The organism is Staphylococcus sp. AtHG25 (assembly GCF_003217445.1).
GTDB lineage: Bacteria > Bacillota > Bacilli > Staphylococcales > Staphylococcaceae > Staphylococcus > Staphylococcus haemolyticus.
Window position 1 is genome coordinate 125755 of the sequence record NZ_QJSN01000004.1, and the last position, 19690, is coordinate 145444.

The 19690-nt window shown below is 32.1% G+C and carries 13 protein-coding genes, 1 pseudogene and 1 other annotated feature (1 of these 15 cut by a window edge); of the genes and pseudogenes, 3 read left to right on the top strand and 11 right to left on the bottom strand.

The window, feature by feature from the left end; translation table 11 throughout:
* Positions 1–59: 59 nt before the first annotated feature.
* Positions 60–377 carry a hypothetical protein gene (locus tag BDW31_RS04740; protein WP_053025155.1) on the top strand — a complete coding sequence of 106 codons (318 nt, stop codon included), beginning with the start codon at positions 60–62 and terminating at the stop codon, positions 375–377.
* A 120-nt stretch (positions 378–497) separates the two neighbouring features.
* Here the strand turns inward: BDW31_RS04740 and BDW31_RS04745 are convergent, their stop codons facing one another.
* The 8 genes from BDW31_RS04745 to BDW31_RS04780 form a co-directional block, all read right to left on the bottom strand.
* Positions 498–1319: a YtnP family quorum-quenching lactonase gene (locus BDW31_RS04745; protein ID WP_110709241.1), complete on the bottom strand. Its 822-nt coding sequence runs from the start codon at positions 1317–1319 to the stop codon at positions 498–500.
* 246 nt (positions 1320–1565) lie between these two features.
* Positions 1566–2216: a tRNA (guanosine(46)-N7)-methyltransferase TrmB gene (gene trmB, locus BDW31_RS04750; protein WP_037551081.1), complete on the bottom strand. Its 651-nt coding sequence runs from the start codon at positions 2214–2216 to the stop codon at positions 1566–1568.
* A 14-nt stretch (positions 2217–2230) separates the two neighbouring features.
* Complete coding sequence (locus tag BDW31_RS04755) at positions 2231–3022, bottom strand: phosphotransferase family protein (protein WP_037536899.1); 792 nt, start codon at positions 3020–3022, stop codon at positions 2231–2233.
* A gap of 455 nt (positions 3023–3477) precedes the next feature.
* A complete protein-coding gene (gene dat / locus BDW31_RS04760; protein WP_110709244.1) occupies positions 3478–4326 on the bottom strand; it encodes a D-amino-acid transaminase in 849 nt (282 codons plus the stop codon).
* A gap of 3 nt (positions 4327–4329) precedes the next feature.
* Positions 4330–5739 (bottom strand): Cys-Gly-3M3SH dipeptidase, encoded by a 1410-nt coding sequence (locus BDW31_RS04765; RefSeq protein ID WP_070440090.1) that lies wholly within the window; start codon positions 5737–5739, stop codon positions 4330–4332.
* A 290-nt stretch (positions 5740–6029) separates the two neighbouring features.
* Positions 6030–6455 carry a YtxH domain-containing protein gene (locus tag BDW31_RS04770; RefSeq protein ID WP_110709246.1) on the bottom strand — a complete coding sequence of 142 codons (426 nt, stop codon included), beginning with the start codon at positions 6453–6455 and terminating at the stop codon, positions 6030–6032.
* A gap of 20 nt (positions 6456–6475) precedes the next feature.
* Positions 6476–7168, bottom strand: a complete 693-nt coding sequence (locus BDW31_RS04775; protein ID WP_110709247.1) for a pseudouridine synthase — start codon at positions 7166–7168, stop codon at positions 6476–6478.
* On the bottom strand, positions 7165–8802 hold the full coding sequence (locus BDW31_RS04780; protein WP_110709249.1) for a putative polysaccharide biosynthesis protein: 1638 nt from the start codon (positions 8800–8802) through the stop codon (positions 7165–7167). The genes BDW31_RS04775 and BDW31_RS04780 overlap by 4 nt, the downstream gene beginning before the upstream one ends.
* Positions 8803–9079: 277 nt before the next feature.
* Between BDW31_RS04780 and BDW31_RS04785 the strand changes: the two genes are divergently transcribed.
* Positions 9080–10339 (top strand): BaiN/RdsA family NAD(P)/FAD-dependent oxidoreductase, encoded by a 1260-nt coding sequence (locus tag BDW31_RS04785; protein ID WP_070840143.1) that lies wholly within the window; start codon positions 9080–9082, stop codon positions 10337–10339.
* 93 nt (positions 10340–10432) lie between these two features.
* Here BDW31_RS04785 and BDW31_RS04790 read toward each other — a convergent pair whose 3' ends face one another.
* Positions 10433–14881: a SasC/FmtB family protein gene (locus BDW31_RS04790; RefSeq protein WP_110709252.1), complete on the bottom strand. Its 4449-nt coding sequence runs from the start codon at positions 14879–14881 to the stop codon at positions 10433–10435.
* 228 nt (positions 14882–15109) lie between these two features.
* On the opposite strand from BDW31_RS04790, the pseudogene BDW31_RS04795 reads away from it, so the two are divergent.
* Positions 15110–16678: pseudogene (locus BDW31_RS04795) on the top strand (IS3 family transposase).
* A gap of 76 nt (positions 16679–16754) precedes the next feature.
* Here BDW31_RS04795 and BDW31_RS04800 read toward each other — a convergent pair.
* Together BDW31_RS04800 and leuS are read right to left on the bottom strand one after the other, a co-directional pair.
* Positions 16755–17066, bottom strand: a complete 312-nt coding sequence (locus BDW31_RS04800; protein ID WP_037552296.1) for a rhodanese-like domain-containing protein — start codon at positions 17064–17066, stop codon at positions 16755–16757.
* A 20-nt stretch (positions 17067–17086) separates the two neighbouring features.
* Positions 17087–19501, bottom strand: a complete 2415-nt coding sequence (leuS, locus tag BDW31_RS04805) for a leucine--tRNA ligase (RefSeq protein WP_037552293.1) — start codon at positions 19499–19501, stop codon at positions 17087–17089.
* 47 nt (positions 19502–19548) lie between these two features.
* Positions 19549–19690 (bottom strand) — a binding site (T-box leader); it runs 44 nt beyond the window's last position.

Here is a 19690-nt window from a genome sequence, read left to right on the forward strand (position 1 = left end):
TATATCATTTTGAATATGGTACACTAATGATAAGAACTATTAATAGAGAGGTAAAGATTATGACACGTCAAACTTACAAATACATCTCAATTTCAGTTGCTTTACTTACAAGTGTTGCTACTATTATATTTATCTATTTTCTTAGAGAAAATAATAAAATCCAAAATCCTAGTAATGTTCTGAAAGAAGCCAAATCTTACTTTATGAATATTAAAGGTTCATTTATTCTTCATGAGCCGTATGTAGATGACAATTTATATCCAAACAGATTAATCTTTCAAGGTGGCATAACTCAAAGTAAGAATAATCAGCAAGTTGAATATATATTTTATGCGGATGCTAAATCGGGAGAAATCATTAATATTATAGAATTATAATAAAGTAAATGGTAAGAGGAGTTGGAATTAAAGTATGCCCACTCCTCTTACCATTTTTTACTTTACATGTAATTTCAATTATTAAAGCAAGCCTAAATCCAACATTTCACTAGTCAATCATTAACGCTTAATTGACTGCTTGATTGTTTTGCCATCAAGTTCATACTGAGCCGCGAAGAATACATTATCATGATAATACAAGAACCAATAATCTTGATAAATGTAATAGGGAATTAATCTTTCTTTTTCTCGAATGGATTGCATTGGATAATCGTCATATGCCATAACCCATAATGGATTAATATGTGCATTCGTAGGCATAATATCAGACATATGGACAGCTCTCTCTCCTTCACTTTCAATCGTAATAATTGATTGTCCATAACTATGACCACCCACGTGCTTCATATGAATGCCTGGATAAACTTCAACCTTTTTATCAAAAAGTATTAATTTATTTTCATAAGTACCTCTATTGATTTCCAAATAAGTTGCCTTACTACGTATGTTAGGGCTTATAAATTCATGCCACTCGTCTTGTTGCACAAAATGAGTAGCTTTCGAAAAAATTGAGTTGCCGTCAACATCTGTTAGACCTGTGGCATGATCAAAATGCATATGGGACATAAGTACCATATCTATATCTTCAACATTTAAATTTAATTTTTCTAGTTCATCATGTATTTGACTTTCATACATGACACCATAATTTTTAAGTTGTTTATCAGTTAATTTATGATTACCAATTCCAGCATCAATCAAAATATTTTTATCCCCTGTTTGAATTAAAATTGGGTAAGTTAAATTTGGAACTTGGTTTTTCTCATTAACAGCATATCGTTTAGTCCATAATGGTTTAGGAACTACTCCAAATATGGCCCCACCATCCATTTGCGTCATACCACCATTTAAATAATTGATGTTAAATGCGCCTAATTTCATATTAAACACCTTCCATTTGTCTTTTTATCTATTAAGTGTTCAGATATCAATCTAAGTTACAATACAATATCCACTTTAAAAATAAATAAACAGGAGTGGTACATTATTCATAATGAATCATTGTACCACTCCTGTAGGGTGATTAGAACTGAGTATATTTTATTGTTGTTAATTTCATTATTCTATCACTATTTTAATATTTGTAATACATTATTTCAATAGTACTTATTATTGAAATTTTACTAACTAATGTTTAATAGATTTATGAAATTTCGCTTCCATACGATAAATTCTAGAACCTTTTTCAGAAAATTTCTTTTCATATTCTGTCAAAATATTATCTTCATCATCTTCGTCATGTAGATTTAGATTTAACTTCGTAAAGTACATCCCATATTGCGACATACTTTCTAAACTGAAAGCGAATAAACCTCTATTATCCGTTTTAAAATGAATTTCTCCATCTTCTTTTAAAATTTGTTGATATAAAGCTAAAAAAGTATGATATGTCAATCGACGTTTAGCATGCCTTTTTTTTGGCCAAGGATCTGAGAAATTTAAATAGATTCGAGAGACTTCACCATCATTAAAATACTCATTTAACTCTATAGCGTCATTACATATCATTTTTAAATTTGTCAGGTTTAGTTCCTTCACTTTATCCAACACTTTATACATTACACTTTTTTCACGTTCCATAGAAACAAAGTTTATTTCTGGGAATTTAGAAGCTAGTGTAGTTATAAATTGCCCCATACCAGATCCAATTTCTATATAAATCGGTTGCTCTTTATCAAACCACTCTGACATTTTTCCAGCATGCACCCCATCCATATCAACTAAATTAGGATGTTCTTTCAAATAATCTTCCGCCCATGGTTTATAGCGAACTCTCATACACGAAATCTCCCTTAGATAAATAAATTGCTATTCATAACCTCATTTAAGAATTTCAACCAATTATTCATATCTTTAAATCTTTTCTGTTCTTCATACCACTGAACCATTCCGATTGATTGAATTACCGTATACCATTTCATACGCTTGTTTAATTCAATGCTCTCTTCTACACCGTATGTTTTAAACCAGTCTGACCAGTTTTTTTCGGGAACGTAGTTATAAAGCAGCATTCCAATATCAATTGCAGGATCAGCAATCATTGCACCTTCCCAATCTACTAAGAACAACTCATCCCGATCAGATAATAACCAATTATTATGATTCACATCTCCGTGTACAACAGTAAAAAAGCGAGAATCTAGGTTAGGTATGTGTTCTTCTAAATATGTTAATGATTTGCGAATAATATGATGTGTTAATACTTCTCTTGATAATGAAGCATTAATCTTTTTTAACATAATATTAGGTGTGATTGGTTCCATTTCCATTCGTTTAAGCATATTGAGTAAAGGTTTTGAACCATGAATCTTTTTTAATAATGCAGCAACTCGTGATTGATACATTTCATCAGGTTCTAGTTCTCTGCCATTTTTCCAATGCTGCGCTGTAACTACTTCACCTGTTTCAATACGTTTAGTCCAAACCAATTTAGGTACAATCCCCTCAGCTGAGAGCGCTGCTATAAATGGATTAGAATTACGCTTTAAAAATAGCTTTTGTCCATCTTGTTCAGCCATGTATGCTTCACCTGAAGCGCCACCTGCAGAATCAAGTGTCCACCCTAATTGATAAAACTGCTCCAACTCGTTCACCTCACTTTCAATTAGAAAATGGCTCGAGAAATATAGTTTTCAAGAGCCATATATTCTAATTTATTATAATCATTTGTTGGAAAAAAGATTATATATTTCAAAATAGTTATGTTTTTACATATAAGTCATAATTTTAAATAATATGTTATTGTCCCCTAACACTTATTTAAATAAATACGTCTCTTTTATCACTCAATGTTGATTTTATAATTTTTAGCCTTCTTTTTCAACTGAAAATGAGAAACAAAAAGATACATTTTACTAGTCGATACTAGCTAAAATTCGATTCAATCTTTAGGTTTCATTATAACACATTTTCATATCTTTAAACTGAGTATTTTTAATTTAATTCATTTAATTTATTCACACTGAAAAATAAAAAAGAACGTACTATAATTCTATCTTTTAAGAATTAGTACGCTCTTCAATTTAATTATTTTAATGAATTAACTACTTCTAGATTCAATATATTTATTAAAGCCTTCTTGTAATTGACGAGTAACAGGACCTACCTTACCGTCACCAACTTGTTCACCATCAATCTTAACAACTGGTGTCACTTCAGCAGATGTACTAGAAACAATGACTTCATCAGCATTTTTTAAGAATTCAACAGTAAATGTTTCTTCTTTAAAAGGAATATCTTCATCTTCAGAAATCCATTTAATAACCTTACGAGTAATACCATTTAAAATGTAATTATTAACAGGATGCGTATAAATGGCACCATCTTTAATCGCATATACATTACTAGAAGCGCCTTCTGTAACAGTTTCCCCTCTATGTTGAATTGCTTCACCAGCATTGTATTTAACCGCATATTCCTTTGCAAGTACATTTCCTAGAAGGTTTAAACTTTTAATATCACAACGTAACCATCTAATATCTTCAACAGTAGCTGCATTAATACCATTTTCTAAATCATCATATGGACGATCATAACTTTTAGCAAATGCCATAATAACCGGCTTTACTTCTGGAGTTGGGAACGAGTGATTTCTTGGTGCTACACCACGCGTAGCTTGAATATAGATACCACCATTTTGAATATTATTTACCTTTAATAATTCTCTAACTACATTTATTAATTCTTCGACAGTATAGCCTAAATCTAATTGAATTTCACTTGCACTTCTAAAAAATCGTTCAAAGTGTTCTGTTACTGTAAATAATTTCCCATCATATGCTCTAATGTATTCATAAATCCCATCACCAAATACATAACCACGGTCTTCATAAGATACTTTAGCTTCATTTTGGTCGATAAATTCGCCGTTAATAAAAACTTTTGTCATAGATTATCCCTCCACACAAAGTGAATAAATTGCTTCTAAATAGATACTTGTCGCGTTGAACAATTGCTTTTTAGTAATATACTCATTCTTTTGATGCATTAAATCCTCTGAATCTTCAAACATAGCCCCAAACGCTACACCTTTATCAAGATTTCTAGCATATGTTCCTCCACCTATTGTATATGGTTCAGACATATCACCAGTTTGATTTCTATAAGCTTTAACTAATTTTTGTACAAATGGATCATTTTTGTCTACAAAATGAGGTTGTTGAACTTTTCCTAATTCAAGGTCAAATCCATATGCTTTAATTTCTTTTGTAAATCGTTGTATTGCTTCTTCAAACTCAAATTTTTGAGGATAGCGTAAGTTTATGCCAAAACGTCCACCTTGTTTATTGTCGTAAGAAATTATACCAACATTTGTTGTTACATCACCCATGACGTCTGTATGGAATTTCATACCCATTTTCTCACCAAAGTGTGATTCATGAAGATAACGATTACTAAAGTCTACAAACTCTCTTGCCGTTTGATTTAAATTTAATGTTGATAAGAAATCTAATAAATATAAACCGGCATTAACTCCTAATGAAGGGTCCATACCATGAACAGCTTTACCTTCTAGCGTTAAAACTAACTCACCACTATCAACAACACTCTCACCCTGTAATTTATTTTGGTCTAAGTAGTGTTCAAAATGTTGTACAACGTCTGTCATATTTTCTTTTACAAATACTCTAGCTTGTGCATGATCTGGCACCATATTATAACGTTGTCCAGATTCAAACGATATTAATTCATAATCTGGTTCATCTTGGTCTTCAGAAGTGCTATTTTGGACTAAATCGAAAGTTGTTATACCTTTTTCACCATGAATAGCTGGAAATTCTGCATCCGGTGCAAATCCTAATGTAGGCATTTCTTCAGTTTGGAAATATCTTTCAGTACATCTCCAATCGGATTCTTCATCCGTACCTATAATGATATGAATGCGTTTCTTCCAATCAACTTTCATATCATTTAAAATTTTAACTGCATAATAAGCAGCTATTGTAGGACCTTTATCATCTAACGTACCTCTAGCAATAATTGCATCATCAGTTACAACTGGGTTAAATGGGTCTGAATCCCAACCATCTCCGGCGGGTACAACGTCAACGTGGCATAAAACGCCTAATACATCGTCACCCTTGCCCGCTTCAATTCTGCCTGCAATGTGATCTACATCATGGGTAGAAAAACCATCTCTTTGTGCAATTTCGTACATATAATCGAGTGCTTGTCGTGGTCCAGGACCAACTGGAGTTTCATCAGATGCTTTTGAATCATCTCTGACACTCTCAATTGAAAGTAGACCTTTCAAATCATCGATAATTTGACCTTCATATTCTTGAACTTTTTCTTTCCACATTCGAGATCAACTTCCTTTTCAATAGATATACATTTTATTTTACATAACTATGGAGATAAATTACAGTAAGATGTCAGAATATTTATAGATTTTATAAAAAATATTATTAACTATATTAAATTTATACATTTGACACCCTTATATGGAGTTATATTTAACAAGATTGTACGTTAGCATGTTTAGTAATAATTATAGTTACTTGTTTTCAAATGTATCTTCTTATTAAATAAAAAAGAACCTAATACATTTTTCAATGTTCAGGTTCAAAAACATCTTAGATAAAATCAAGATTAATCTTTATCTTCTAATGCATTATTATTTTTCTTTAAGTCTTCTTCAGTGACAACTCTTAAATTGTTATTAACAGTTGCGCCACCTTCATCATCAAATTTACCTTCTTCTAATGAATCTTCTTTATTAGCATCTAAATTAGTAAATTTTGATTTTTCTTCTTCTAAAAATGATTTTGGATCATTTTTTAAACGATTAGCATAGTCTTGAGGATTATTTTTAACTTCTTGAATTGTTTCATTAGCTTTAGAACTTAATTGACTTGCTAAACCTCTTGCGTTTTCTTTGTATCCCTCTGGATCTTCTTTATATTTATTATATTGTTCTTTTAATTTATCTCTACTTTCTTTTCGAGATAATACTACTGCTGCAGCTGCAGCGCCAACACCAGCAATTATTCTAAATAAACCTGTAGTTTTAGCCATATTAAACACCTTCTCCTTTGTTAATGCTGTAAAAGTTTTAATTCTTTATCTGAAAGTAACTTATACTCTCCAGATTTGAGATTTTCATCTAACGCCAAATTAGCGATTTTAAGACGTTTTAATTCTAATACCTCATTTTCAATGGCGTGAAACATCCTTTTAACTTGATGATATTTACCTTCATAAATTGTAACCTGTGATGTAGTTTCATTTATTCTAGTTAATTGTGCTGGTTTGACTGGACCGTCAGAAAGGATGATGCCTTTCTTAAATGCGTCAATATCAGCTTTAGTAACGGGATTTTGCGATGTCACTTCATATGTCTTAGAAACATGTTTAGAGGGACTCATTAAATTATGACTAAATTGACCATCATTTGTAATGAGTAGTAAACCTTCAGTATCCTTGTCTAGCCTTCCAACTGGAAAGATATTTAGATGTTGGTATTCCGGAATTAAATCAATTACTGTTCGATTTGATTCATCGTGTGTGGCTGAAATATAACCTTTTGGCTTATTTAGCATAATATAAACATTGTTAACGAACTCAACTTGCTTTTCATTTACACAAACCATATCTTCTGTGGGGTTAATATAAGATTTAGGTGACTTCTCGACTGAAGTATTAACTGTGACCTTTCCTTTTTTTAAAAGTTGTTTAACTTCAGTACGCGTTCCAACACCCATGTTTGCTAAAAATTTATCTAATCTCATCTTAGGAATCCAACTTTACGACGAATCTTACCAGGTAAATCCCCTAAAAACTCATCAGCTAATCTGTTCTTGATTGTAATTGCTCCATAAATCAGTCCACCAACTATAACCCCTATAATCAGTATTATAAATGCACCAGATTTTCGATCTACAGAAATAAATAAGCTTAGTAAGAAGTAGACTACTTCAACACTTATCATCATGATTAAACTATAAATGAAAATTTTAGCAACTTGAACCAATGTATCAGTAAAGTGGAACTTGGCATAAACTTTTAAAATCATTAAGTTTGCAACATTGGCAACCGTTAATGCGATTGCAGTACTTAAAACAGCTCCTGATGTATGGAATATCATAATTAAAGGAATATTTAAGATTAATTTAACAAATACTGAGCCTAAAATGACAAAAACTGTTAATTTTTGTTTATTTATTCCTTGTAACATTGAGGCAGTAACACTCAATAGAGAAATTAATATTGCAACAGGCGCATAATAAAATAATATTTTATTACCATCTGGATTGTATTGATAAAATACTGTATATAACGGTGAAGACAATGCCATTATACCTAGACTTGCCGGAACTGTTATATACATCAATACACCAATTGAAGTTTTAATTTGGCGATGCATTTCATTTAAGCGACCCTCTGCAAAAGTTTTGGTAATAAATGGTATTAAACTAACAGCAAATCCAGCAGCTAAAGATGTTGGGATCATAACAATTTTATTTGTTGTAAAGTTTAAAATTGTAAAGAAATAGTCCTTATTCGCATGAAACCCTGCTGCATCTAATGCATTATTATGTGTAAATTGATCCACTAAATTAAATAAAGGAAAATTCAAACTCACAATAACAAATGGAATACTATATGAAATAATTTCCTTATACATTTTTGTGTATGGCACGTCCAAACCGGTATGATCAGAAGCTACCATTTTTTGAATATGAGGTTTACGTCTACGCCAGTAATACCAAAGCGTTAACAAACCAGCAATTGCACCTATAGCAGCTGCAAATGTTGCTATACCATTTGCTTGTAGATAAGAACCATGAAAAACATTTAATACTAAAAAACTACCTATAAGAATAAAAACTATTCTAGCAATTTGTTCTGTTACTTCTGAAACAGCTGTAGGACCCATAGATTCATAACCTTGAAATACTCCACGCCAAGTAGCAAGTAATGGTATAAACATAACTACCATACTAATAACTCGGATAATCCATGTGATATCATCGATTGTCCAACCGCCTTTGCCTTCTTTGCGTCCTAACGTTAAAGCAGCAATGTCTGGTGCTAAGAAGAATAATATTAAAAATCCAATTATTCCAGAAATGGACATCACTATAAAACTCGATTTATACAATTTTTGTCCGACTTTATACGCACCTAAGGCATTATATTTAGCTACAAATTTTGAAGCAGCTAACGGTATGCCTGCGGTTGCTACAGCAATTGCAATATTATATGGAACATAAGCATAGTTGAATGGTGCTAACTTTTCTTCCGCATTTGCACCCATAATGGCATAAAAAGGAATTACAAAAAGTACACCTAAAATTTTAGTAATAAGAATACTTAATGTAATAAGAAAGGTACCTCTTACCATTTCCTTATTTTCACTCATATTTAATCTTCCTGCCTTTTTAATAATCAAATTATTTAATTTAAAACCTGTAATTTTTAAGGGCTTGCATTACTATAAAATATATCACAAAATACTAATTGTTTACTAATTACTTTAATAGTTTTACTAAATTTAAGTTTAAACGCATAATAAATCAAGATATATAATTAATTAATTAATGATGAACCAATCTTAAATTATAACTAAATTTATTGAGAATTCAAACGTATTTTAATTTATAATAAGAGAACTATGATTAACAAATGGAGGTTACTCTATGTATCAAACGATTATTATAGGTGGTGGACCTAGTGGGCTTATGGCAGCGGTTGCTGCATCAGAACAAAGTCAAAATGTACTCTTATTAGAGAAGAAAAAAGGTCTGGGTAGAAAACTTAAAATTTCAGGTGGTGGTAGATGCAATGTTACAAATCGTTTACCTTACGCAGAAATAATAAAAAATATCCCTGGTAATGGAAAATTTTTATATAGCCCCTTTTCAGTATTTGATAATGAATCGATAATCAACTTCTTTGAATCCAGAGGCGTCAAATTAAAAGAAGAAGACCATGGCCGTATGTTCCCTGTCACAAATAAATCTCAAGATGTAGTTGATACACTTGTAAATACCATAAAACAAAATAAAGTTGACATAAAAGAGGAAACTATCGTCAATGATATTAACGTAGAAGATAACGGGACTTTTAACGTTATAACTGATAAAGGTATTTTTTTAAGTAAAAGTGTCATTATTGCAACTGGTGGAACTAGTGTCCCTCAAACAGGTTCAACGGGTGATGGCTATAAGTTTGCTAAAAAATTAGGACATAGTATCACTGAACTCTTCCCTACTGAAGTCCCTATAACTTCAGCAGAGTCCTTTATTAAATCTAAAGAACTTAAAGGTTTAAGCCTAAAAGACATAGAATTATCTGTACTTAAGAAAAATGGTAAAAAAAGAATAAGTCATAAAATGGATATGATATTCACTCACTTTGGTATAAGTGGTCCTGCAGCGCTAAGATGTAGTCAATTTGTTTATAAAGAACAAAAAAACCAAAAGAAAAAAGAGATTAAAATGCAATTAGATGTGTTTCCAGAATTTAAAAATCATCTACTAGAAGAGAAGATAACATCCATCTTAAGTGAAGAACCTGACAAATATATAAAAAATAGTTTGAGAGGGTTAATAGAAGAAAGGTATCTTCTATTTATGCTAAAACAAGCTCAAATTGATGAAAATACTACTTTTCATCATTTATCAAATCAGCAACTTAAACAATTAGTTGAATGCTTTAAAGCGTTTACTTTTGAAGTTAATGGGACACTACCAATTGATAAAGCGTTTGTAACTGGTGGTGGTGTAAGTTTAAAAGAAATTTTGCCTAAAACAATGATGTCTAAAATTCAACCAGGACTATTTTTATGTGGTGAAGTCTTAGATATTCACGGTTATACTGGAGGATATAATATCACAAGTGCTTTAGTTACCGGCCATGTAGCGGGAAATGAAGCAGCCATATTTCAAATAGAATAAAAAGAACTTCCTTCAAACATATTGGTATTCAAAATGTTTGAAGGAAGTTCTATTAATCTTTAATTTGATTGTCAAAAATAGTGCAATTCAATCTTATTTAGCATTTTTTCTTCGTTTTGATATTAATAGCAAGAATAATCCACTTATTAAGGATAGTTGAGTTAATGGTACGACGTTAGATGTCATATTCACACCTGTATTAGGCAATTGTGAGCTTCCATTAAACTTAGTTACTTCTAATTTATAATTTACTTTTTCTTTTTTATTTTTAGATTCTTCTTTTTGTATTTCATTCACTTTTTCAGTACTTTTTACAATATTAAATTTAATATTATTAAGTTTAACCTCTTTTTCTTCAACAATTTGCTTTAATAGAGTATCATGTTTAGCTTTAGCTATAGTATTTGTTTCTGAAATTAACTTACTATATTTATCATCAATATTATTTACTTCACTATTACTTTTTGCTTTTTTGATTGCTGCGTAAGCTTTATTTATAATTTGATCAATCTTATGTTTCGCAGTCGATTTTTCTTCATCAGTTGCAAATTGATTTGAATCAATTTTTGCTTTTTGTTTTGTTGCAATATCCATAAGATGTTTGATCGCTTTTTCTTTCGCAATAACTGTAGTTTGAACATTTTTAATTTTCAATTCACCTTTATTTAAAGACTCGTCGACTTCGTTATTGTTTAAAGATTTATCAATATTTTCTTTCGCAATTTTAACTGCTTCATCAACTTTCGCTTTTGCCTCTGCTTTCTCCTCATCTGTCGCATTTGGTGTTTGATCAATTTCTGCTTTCTTCGCTTGTGCTACATTATCAATCGCTGTTTTTGCTTCATCTTTTTTAACAACCGTCGGTTGGACGTGATTGATTGCTTCTATTCCATTTGTTTTTGCGTTATCTACGCTAGCGTTATTTGTCGCTTGGTCTATTGACGCTTTCGCATTATTTGCTGCTTCATCGACCTTAGCTTTTGCCGCTACTTTTTCTTCTTCTGTCGCATTTGGTGTTTGATCGATTTCTGCTTTCTTCGCTTGTGCTACATTATCAATCGCTGTTTTTGCTTCATCTTTTTTAACAACCGTCGGTTGGACGTGATTGATTGCTTCTATTCCATTTGTTTTTGCAGTATCTACATCATTGTTATTTCTCGCTTGGTCTATTGACGCTTTCGCATTATTTGCTGCTTCATCGACCTTAGCTTTTGCCGCTACTTTTTCTTCTTCTGTCGCATTTGGTGTTTGATCGATTTCCGCTTTCTTCGCTTGTGCTGCATTATCAATCGCTGTTTTCGCTTCATCTTTTTTAACAACCGTCGGTTGGACGTGATTGATTGCTTCTATTCCATTTGTTTTTGCAGTATCTACATCATTGTTATTTCTCGGTTGGTCTATTGACGCTTTCGCATTATTTGCTGCTTCATCAACTTTCGCTTTCGCTGCTGCTTTTTCTTCTTCTGTCGCATTAAGCGTTTGATCGATTTCCGCTTTCTTCGCTTGTGCTGCATTATCAATCGCTGTTTTCGCTTCATCTTTCTTAACAACCGTTGGTTGGACGTGATTGATTGCTTCTACACCATTTGATTTTGCGTTATCTACGCCGGCGTTATTTGTTGATTGGTCTATTGCTTTCTTCGCTTCTGTTACTGCATCATCGACCTTAACTTTTGCCGCTACTTTTTCTTCTTCTGTCGCATTCGGCGTATTATTAATAGCTTCTTTTTTTGCAGTTGCAGCATCGTCAATTGCTTTTCTTGCTGCTGCTTTCTTAACCGTATCAGGAAGAATTCCAGAAATTATTGTAGTGTTGTTGGTTGTTGCTTCATCTACTGCGTTATTTGTAGTTGCAGCATCAATTGCAGCCTTTGCTTGTTTAGCCGCTTCATCAATTTTGGCTAAAGCTACATCTTTCTCTTCTTGAGTAGCCTCATTGTTATTATTTACTAATGCCTTTTGATTTAAGACCGCTATATCAATCGATTGTTTAGCATCTGATTTTTTAACTATTTCTGGTTGAATATTGTTAATTGCACTAATACCATGCGCTTGAAATTCATCAACACCATCATTAGTGGTAGATTGGTCTATGAGTCTGTCAGCTTTTCTAACTTCATCTGTTACCCTTTGAATTGCTGCATCTTTTTCTTCTTGTGTTGCATCACTCAATTGATTAATTAAAGCTTTTTTCGCTTCAGCTGCTTGTTCTATAGCCTTTTTACCATTTGCTTTTTTTGTAACAACCGCATCAATAGTATTAATAATATCTATACCATTAGTTTGCGCTTGATCTACATCATTGTTTGATGTAGCTTGATCAATTAAAGCTTTTGCTTTATTTGCTTCTTCAGTAGCTTTATTCATTGCTACCTCTTTTTCTTCTTGTGTCGCATCATAATGACCGTCAATGTATACTTTACGTTGGGTTAAAGCCGCTTCAATTGCTTGTTTAGCTTCAGCTTTTTTAGTAGCGGTTACATTAATTAAATTGATTTGAGAGATACTGCTTTCTTTTAGTGGAGCGATATCATTACTAATAGTTAATTTATCAATTTCAGCTTTATTCTCGTTATATTTATTTTGTAATTTGGTTAAAGCAGCTTGTTTTTCTTCAGTTGTAGCTTCAGTATTACTATTGATAACACTTTCTCTAGCTTTAGCTGCTTTATCTATATCAAATTTAGCTTTTGCTTTCTCTAAGTTTAATAATAAGTTATTGATTTCTGCTTGGTTCTTTCTATCGGTTAATGGTGTAGCATCTGTTTCATTTTTTACAACCTTTGCACTTGTGAGTGCTGTTTGTAGATTGTTCCATGCTTCTGTAGAATAATTACTTTGATTAACTTGACCAAGTTCAGTTTCAATTTCACTAATTTTACTATTAATGGCATCTTTATACATATTGACAGTTACAGATTGCGTTGGAGCTATTGTACTACCTTGTCTTTGATCACTCTCAGTAATAATAAATTCATTATTACCACCATATCTTAAGTAGTTGTTGTCACCAGGTGTTTGCACAGCAAAGTCTCTTGAACCATTTTTACGGTTCATGTTAATACCTTCAGTTTGATAAATTAGATTCGCATTAAAATCCTTTTTAATTGGAACTGTAGTAGGTATTGATACAGTATAAGAAATATTTCGAGTAGTACCAGTATCTATTGGATTAATATTAAGCGTAAGTTCTCTAGTACCTTCATTAAATGTACCAGTTGCATTCTCAGCTGAGACAAAAGTCACCCCTTCAGGTAATACAACTTTATATTGTGTTTTGTTAGAACTAGAGTGACCTTTGTTCTCAATAGAAACATTTAATTTAGCATTTACAACAGGTGAACTATCAGATGTAGAGTTAGCTTGGTATTCAGTTTGAACTGCACTCACTTTTAAATAAGCACCAGTATTAACAGAAACATCCGCAACTACACCACCACCAAAGTTATTAGGACCTTTAAGTAAACGATGTCCATTATAAGTGTCATGACTGACATTCACTAAAGACTCAAATTGTAATCTAATTCTTGAAATGTTTTCAGGTACATTAAAAACACCTTTAAAAATACCGAAAGCTTGGTTACTTGTTTTAGGCGTACCTTTATACAATAATGTTGATGGATTATTAGCATCATATATATACATGCGTGCACTATTAAACCCAGAAATATTACCTATTGAGGAACCTAAGTAATGAAATTGTAATTCAGAACCAGGTGTAACATCGATATCTTGATATATCGGTCCTACACTATTATCTGGTCTTCCGTAAGATAAATTATCGCTATACTTAGATAATACAGCACCAATTTTATTATTAGTCTTATCGAATGTGATATAAGTGTATGATGGTAAGACTTTTGGTCCCCATACTAATGGTATTTGTGTTTGTTGGCTATTGACTACTTTCCATCCAGGAATCTTACTTGCTTCATCCATTGCAGATTCTGTATTTGCTGTTGGAATTTCAGCTCCGTTAGATGTATCAGTAAAGTTACCGTTAACGACTTGACCTGAGTTTGTTTCATTAATAGCCATTGGGTCTTGTTGTGTTTGAGTATTTGAAGTTACATCATTAGCATCACGTTTCGCTCGTTTGTGAACTGTTGTCGCTTTACTATCCTTATTGGATTTATTATTCTCTAGAATTGGTTGATTTGTATCAACATTATTATCTTTAACTTTTGACTTATCTTTATCTTTGTCAGATATTTCAGTGCTATTTATATTTTCTGCGCTATTTGTAGTTTGAGTTTTATTTGGAACTTCAGTAGTCTCACTAACAGCCTCTCTATTTAAAGTAGTATTATCATCTATCTTAGATTCACTTTTAGATGAATCTTTAATAGCATCTGGTTGATGTTGATTTAAGTTTTCCGTATTTTTTGATTCAGTAATTTTTTGTTGAGCTAATTGACTATGCTCATCTAATTCAGCTGCATGTCCTGTGTGAGTGATAAATGCTAGAGTAGCAATCACTGTTGAGAACGTCCCAACTGTAAATTTACGTATACTGAATTTTTGTTTTTTAAATAGATTCATTAAATATCCTCCTTGTAGTCTGATCTTGATGTCTTTGATTTAATGAATTTGTCAAAATATAGTCTGTACACTATTTGACCACTTACGAAATTATTCTATCACTATTGATTATTGTACGCTAGTGTATATTTAATTATTCTTTTAAAAATATTATAAAATATGATCACAAAAAAAAGAGATTGACATATTAGTCAGTGATATGCTCCCTTCAAAGTAGACATTGAAAAAATGAAAAACTTTGAAGAGGGCTTTTTTATGACAAGCCATCCTAAAGTAGATGTAGACTTACTACTATATATGTTTCAAGAATATGAAAAAGGTATTTCATTCCAGTATTTAATCGATACATTAAAAAATAGATATTAATATCAATACTTTATATCCAAAATACAAGTATTATAAAACTCATGGAATTGAAACACTACTTCCAAAAGCTCACTACAATCATTATCCCAAGGATTTGAAATTAAAAATTATAAATGAATGTTTTAATTCAAATCAATCCGCTCAAGATCTCGCCATAAAATACAATATTTGTAGTTCGACACAAGTTAAAAGTTGGATAAAAATGGATACTGAAGGAAAAGAGATTAAAAAACAATCTCCTAAATCTGAGGTGTATATCATGAAAGCAAGACAAACCACATTCGAAGAACGTGTCGCAATTGTTGAATATTACTTAAATCACAAACAATCATATAGAGAAGTTGCAGAACACTTTAATATCACATACGACCATATTTATCAGTGGATCCAAAAATATCAAGCTCATGGAAGTGATGGATTAGTAGATGGCCGTGGCAAAGGCAAACCGCAATCTATATTGACATCAGAAGAGCAAAAAGAAGCAGAAATCAGAGTATTAAAAGAACGTAGTAGATTACTAGAAATGGAAAATAATGTTTTAAAAAAGTACAATGAAATAGAAAGGGAGATGATTCGCAAATACAACAAATCGCGTCGTACAAAACAATCGAAACGTTAAAGAATCAATATCCGATTCGACAATTATGTCATGTATTAGGTATTTCTAGGTCAAGTTATTATAAGTGGTGCCATCGTAAACCCACTAAACGAGAAATGGACAATGAACAACTTAAACAAGACATTGAAACCATTTATCATAAGTATAAGGGCATATATGGATATCGCCGTGTTTATATCTATATTAGAAAATATTTAAATAAAAAAGTAAATTACAAACGTGTTTACCGTTTGATGAAAACACTCAAATTAGCTACAGTAATACGACCTAAGCGCAAACCTTACCGTCGTTCAACACCTTAAATTACAGCAGTCAATATACTTAACCATCAATTTGAAGTTGCATCACCGAATAGAACTTGGTTAACAGATGTCACAGAATTTAAAATCAAAGATGGTCGTAAACTTTATCTAAGTGCTATTTATGATCTAGGTACTAAGCGAATTGTTAGCTATGAACTAGGCTTATCTAATAATAATATGTTAGTTTTCAGCACATTGGAGAAAGCAGTCCAACAAGTTCAAAATACCAAAGGTATATTGTTTCATAGTGACTGTGGTTTTCATTATACTTCCAAGTTATTTAAATATAAGTTAGAACAAAACGGTATGATTCATAGTATGTCTCGTGTTAGTAGATCTATAGATAATGGTCCTATGGAATGGGTTTGGGGTACGATTAAAAGTGAGATTTTCAAAGGCAACAAACGATTTATTTTTAATAATGTTGAAGAGGCAAAGCAACAAATAGAAAAATACATTCATTTCTTTAATACAGAAAGAATCACATTAAAAATGGCCGATTTTGTCTAAAAACAAAATCAACCATTCATTTTAATTATTTAATTGTCTACTTGACTGGGTGTAGTTCACAGCCTCTTAATGTTAATTAGATGCTATCAATAACTGTACCTTCAGTACCCCACTCATTCATGCCACCTTCAACATTAATAGCATGTACACCTTGATCTTCTAAATATTTTACAACTTTTGCACTACGCATTCCTGCGGCACAAATAATATAATATGTTTCACTTTTATTAAAATGATTTAAGTTGTCAGGAATTTGATCCATAGGAATTGTTTTAGCTCCAGGAATAACTCCCATTGCAGTTTCTTCATCTGTACGAACGTCCACAATATTCACTGGATTAGATTCTAATACTTTTTCTTTTAATTGATCTACTGTAATAGATTCCATTATTAAAACTCCTTATATTATTATTTTGCAACGATGTTAACAAGTTTTTGAGGGACTGCAATTACTTTTTTAATGTCTTTACCCTCAATCGATAGTTTAACATTTTCATCTTGTAATGCTAATGTTTCCATTTCATCTTTAGAAGTATCTTTAGGAATATTTAATTTTGCTCTTACTTTACCGTTCACTTGTACTACAATTTCAACCTCTGAATCTACAAGTAATGATTCATCATATGTTGGCCATGGTTGATAAGTAATAGTGTCTTCATTACCTAAACGGTTCCATAATTCTTCACAAATATGTGGTGCAATTGGTGCCAGCATTTTTACAAAGCCTTCAGCATATGGTTGATAAATCGTTTCTGCTTTATAGCAATCATTAATAAATACCATTAATTGACTTATCGCAGTATTAAAGTTTAATGTGTTGAAGTCTTCTGTAACTTTTTTAACAGTTTGGTTATAAACTTTATCTAATCCATTATCATTATTTTCAACTATTTTATTTGATAATGAACCGTCTTCATTGATGAATAGTCTCCAAACACGGTCTAAGAAACGTCTTGAACCATCAAGACCATTTTCACTCCAGGCAATAGCTGCATCTAATGGTCCCATAAACATTTCATATAATCGCAATGTATCAGCACCGTGTGAATCTACAATATCATCTGGATTAACTACGTTGCCTTTAGACTTACTCATTTTCTCGTTACCTTCACCAAGTATCATACCTTGATTAAATAATTTTTGGAACGGCTCTTTAGTAGGTACTACACCTAAATCGTAAAGAACTTTGTGCCAGAATCTAGCATAAAGTAAGTGAAGTACAGCATGTTCTACCCCACCAATGTATAAATCTACTGGTAACCAGTGTTTTAATTTTTCTGGGTCAGCTAACATATTACTATTATGAGGATCGATATATCTTAAGTAATACCAGCAACTTCCTGCCCACTGAGGCATAGTATTAGTTTCACGACGACCCTTCATGCCTGTCTTTTCATCAACAACATTCACAAACTCATCGATATTAGCTAATGGAGATTCACCTGTACCAGAAGGTTTAATTTCATCAGTTTCTGGTAGTAAAAGTGGTAATTCTTCTTCTGGAACTGTAGTCATAGTACCATCTTCCCAATGAATAACTGGTATTGGTTCACCCCAATAACGTTGTCTGCTGAATAGCCAATCTCTTAATTTATAATTTACTTTTTTCTCTCCAGCACCATTCGTTTCTAGTAATTCAATTGCTTTAGCAATAGCCGCTTCATTATCTAAACCATTAAGTTCTCCTGAGTTAACATGTTGACCTTCACCAGTATATGCCTCTTTTTGCACATTGCCGCCTTCAATGACTTCGATAATAGGTAAATCAAATTTAGTTGCAAACTCGTGATCACGTTCATCATGCGCGGGCACAGCCATGACTGCGCCTGTACCATAGCTAGAAAGTACATAATCCGCAATCCAAATTGGTAATTGCTCACCTGATAATGGATTTATAGCATAAGCACCTGTGAAGACACCTGATTTATCTTTGGCTAAATCTGTTCGTTCAAGGTCAGATTTTTTAGATGCGTCTTCTTGATATTTTTTTACTTCTTCTAATTTATCTTCAGAAGTAATAACATTTACGAGATCATGTTCTGGACTTAATACTAAGAAAGTTGTACCGTAAATTGTATCTGGTCTCGTTGTAAACACATCGATACTAGCATCTTCATTTTCAATTTTAAAAGAAACACGCGCGCCTTCTGAACGTCCAATCCAATTACGTTGCATGTCTTTAATAGATTCTGGCCAGTCAAGTTCATCTAAATCTTCTAATAATCGGTCAGCATATTCTGTAATTTTTAATACCCATTGCTTCATAGGTCGTCTATAAACTGGATGTCCTCCACGTTCAGAAACTCCATCAACAACTTCTTCATTAGATAGAACAGTTCCTAAAGCTGGACACCAGTTGACAGCAACTTCATCTACATAGGCTAAACCTTTATTATACAGTTGGATAAAAATCCATTGTGTCCATTTGTAATATTCAGGGTCAGTAGTATTTACCTCTCTATCCCAATCATAACTGAAACCTAATTCTTGTATTTGACGTTTAAAAGTTTGAATATTTTGCTTTGTAAATCCCCTAGGATCATTACCAGTATCTAATGCATATTGTTCAGCAGGTAATCCAAAGGCATCCCATCCCATTGGATGAAGTACATTATAACCTTGCATACGTTTATATCTAGACACAATATCAGTAGCTGTGTAACCTTCTGGATGCCCTACGTGTAAACCTGCTCCAGATGGATAAGGGAACATATCTAATGCATAAAATTTCTTTTGTCCTAGATTATCACTCGTTTTAAACGTTTTGTTGTCTGCCCAATAATTTTGCCATTTTTTCTCAATTTCCTTGTGATTATATCCCAAATCTTTTTCCTCCTATAAATAAAAAAACACCTCAAACTATTATTTATTAAAGGGACGACTTTTAGCCGCGGTACCACCCTAATTCACAAAAATTGTGCACTTTATAATAGTAAGAGATGTTTATAATTTAATCGAATAACGGTAAGTTCACTTAATTCTTAACACTAGTTCTCACCACCACTAGCTCTC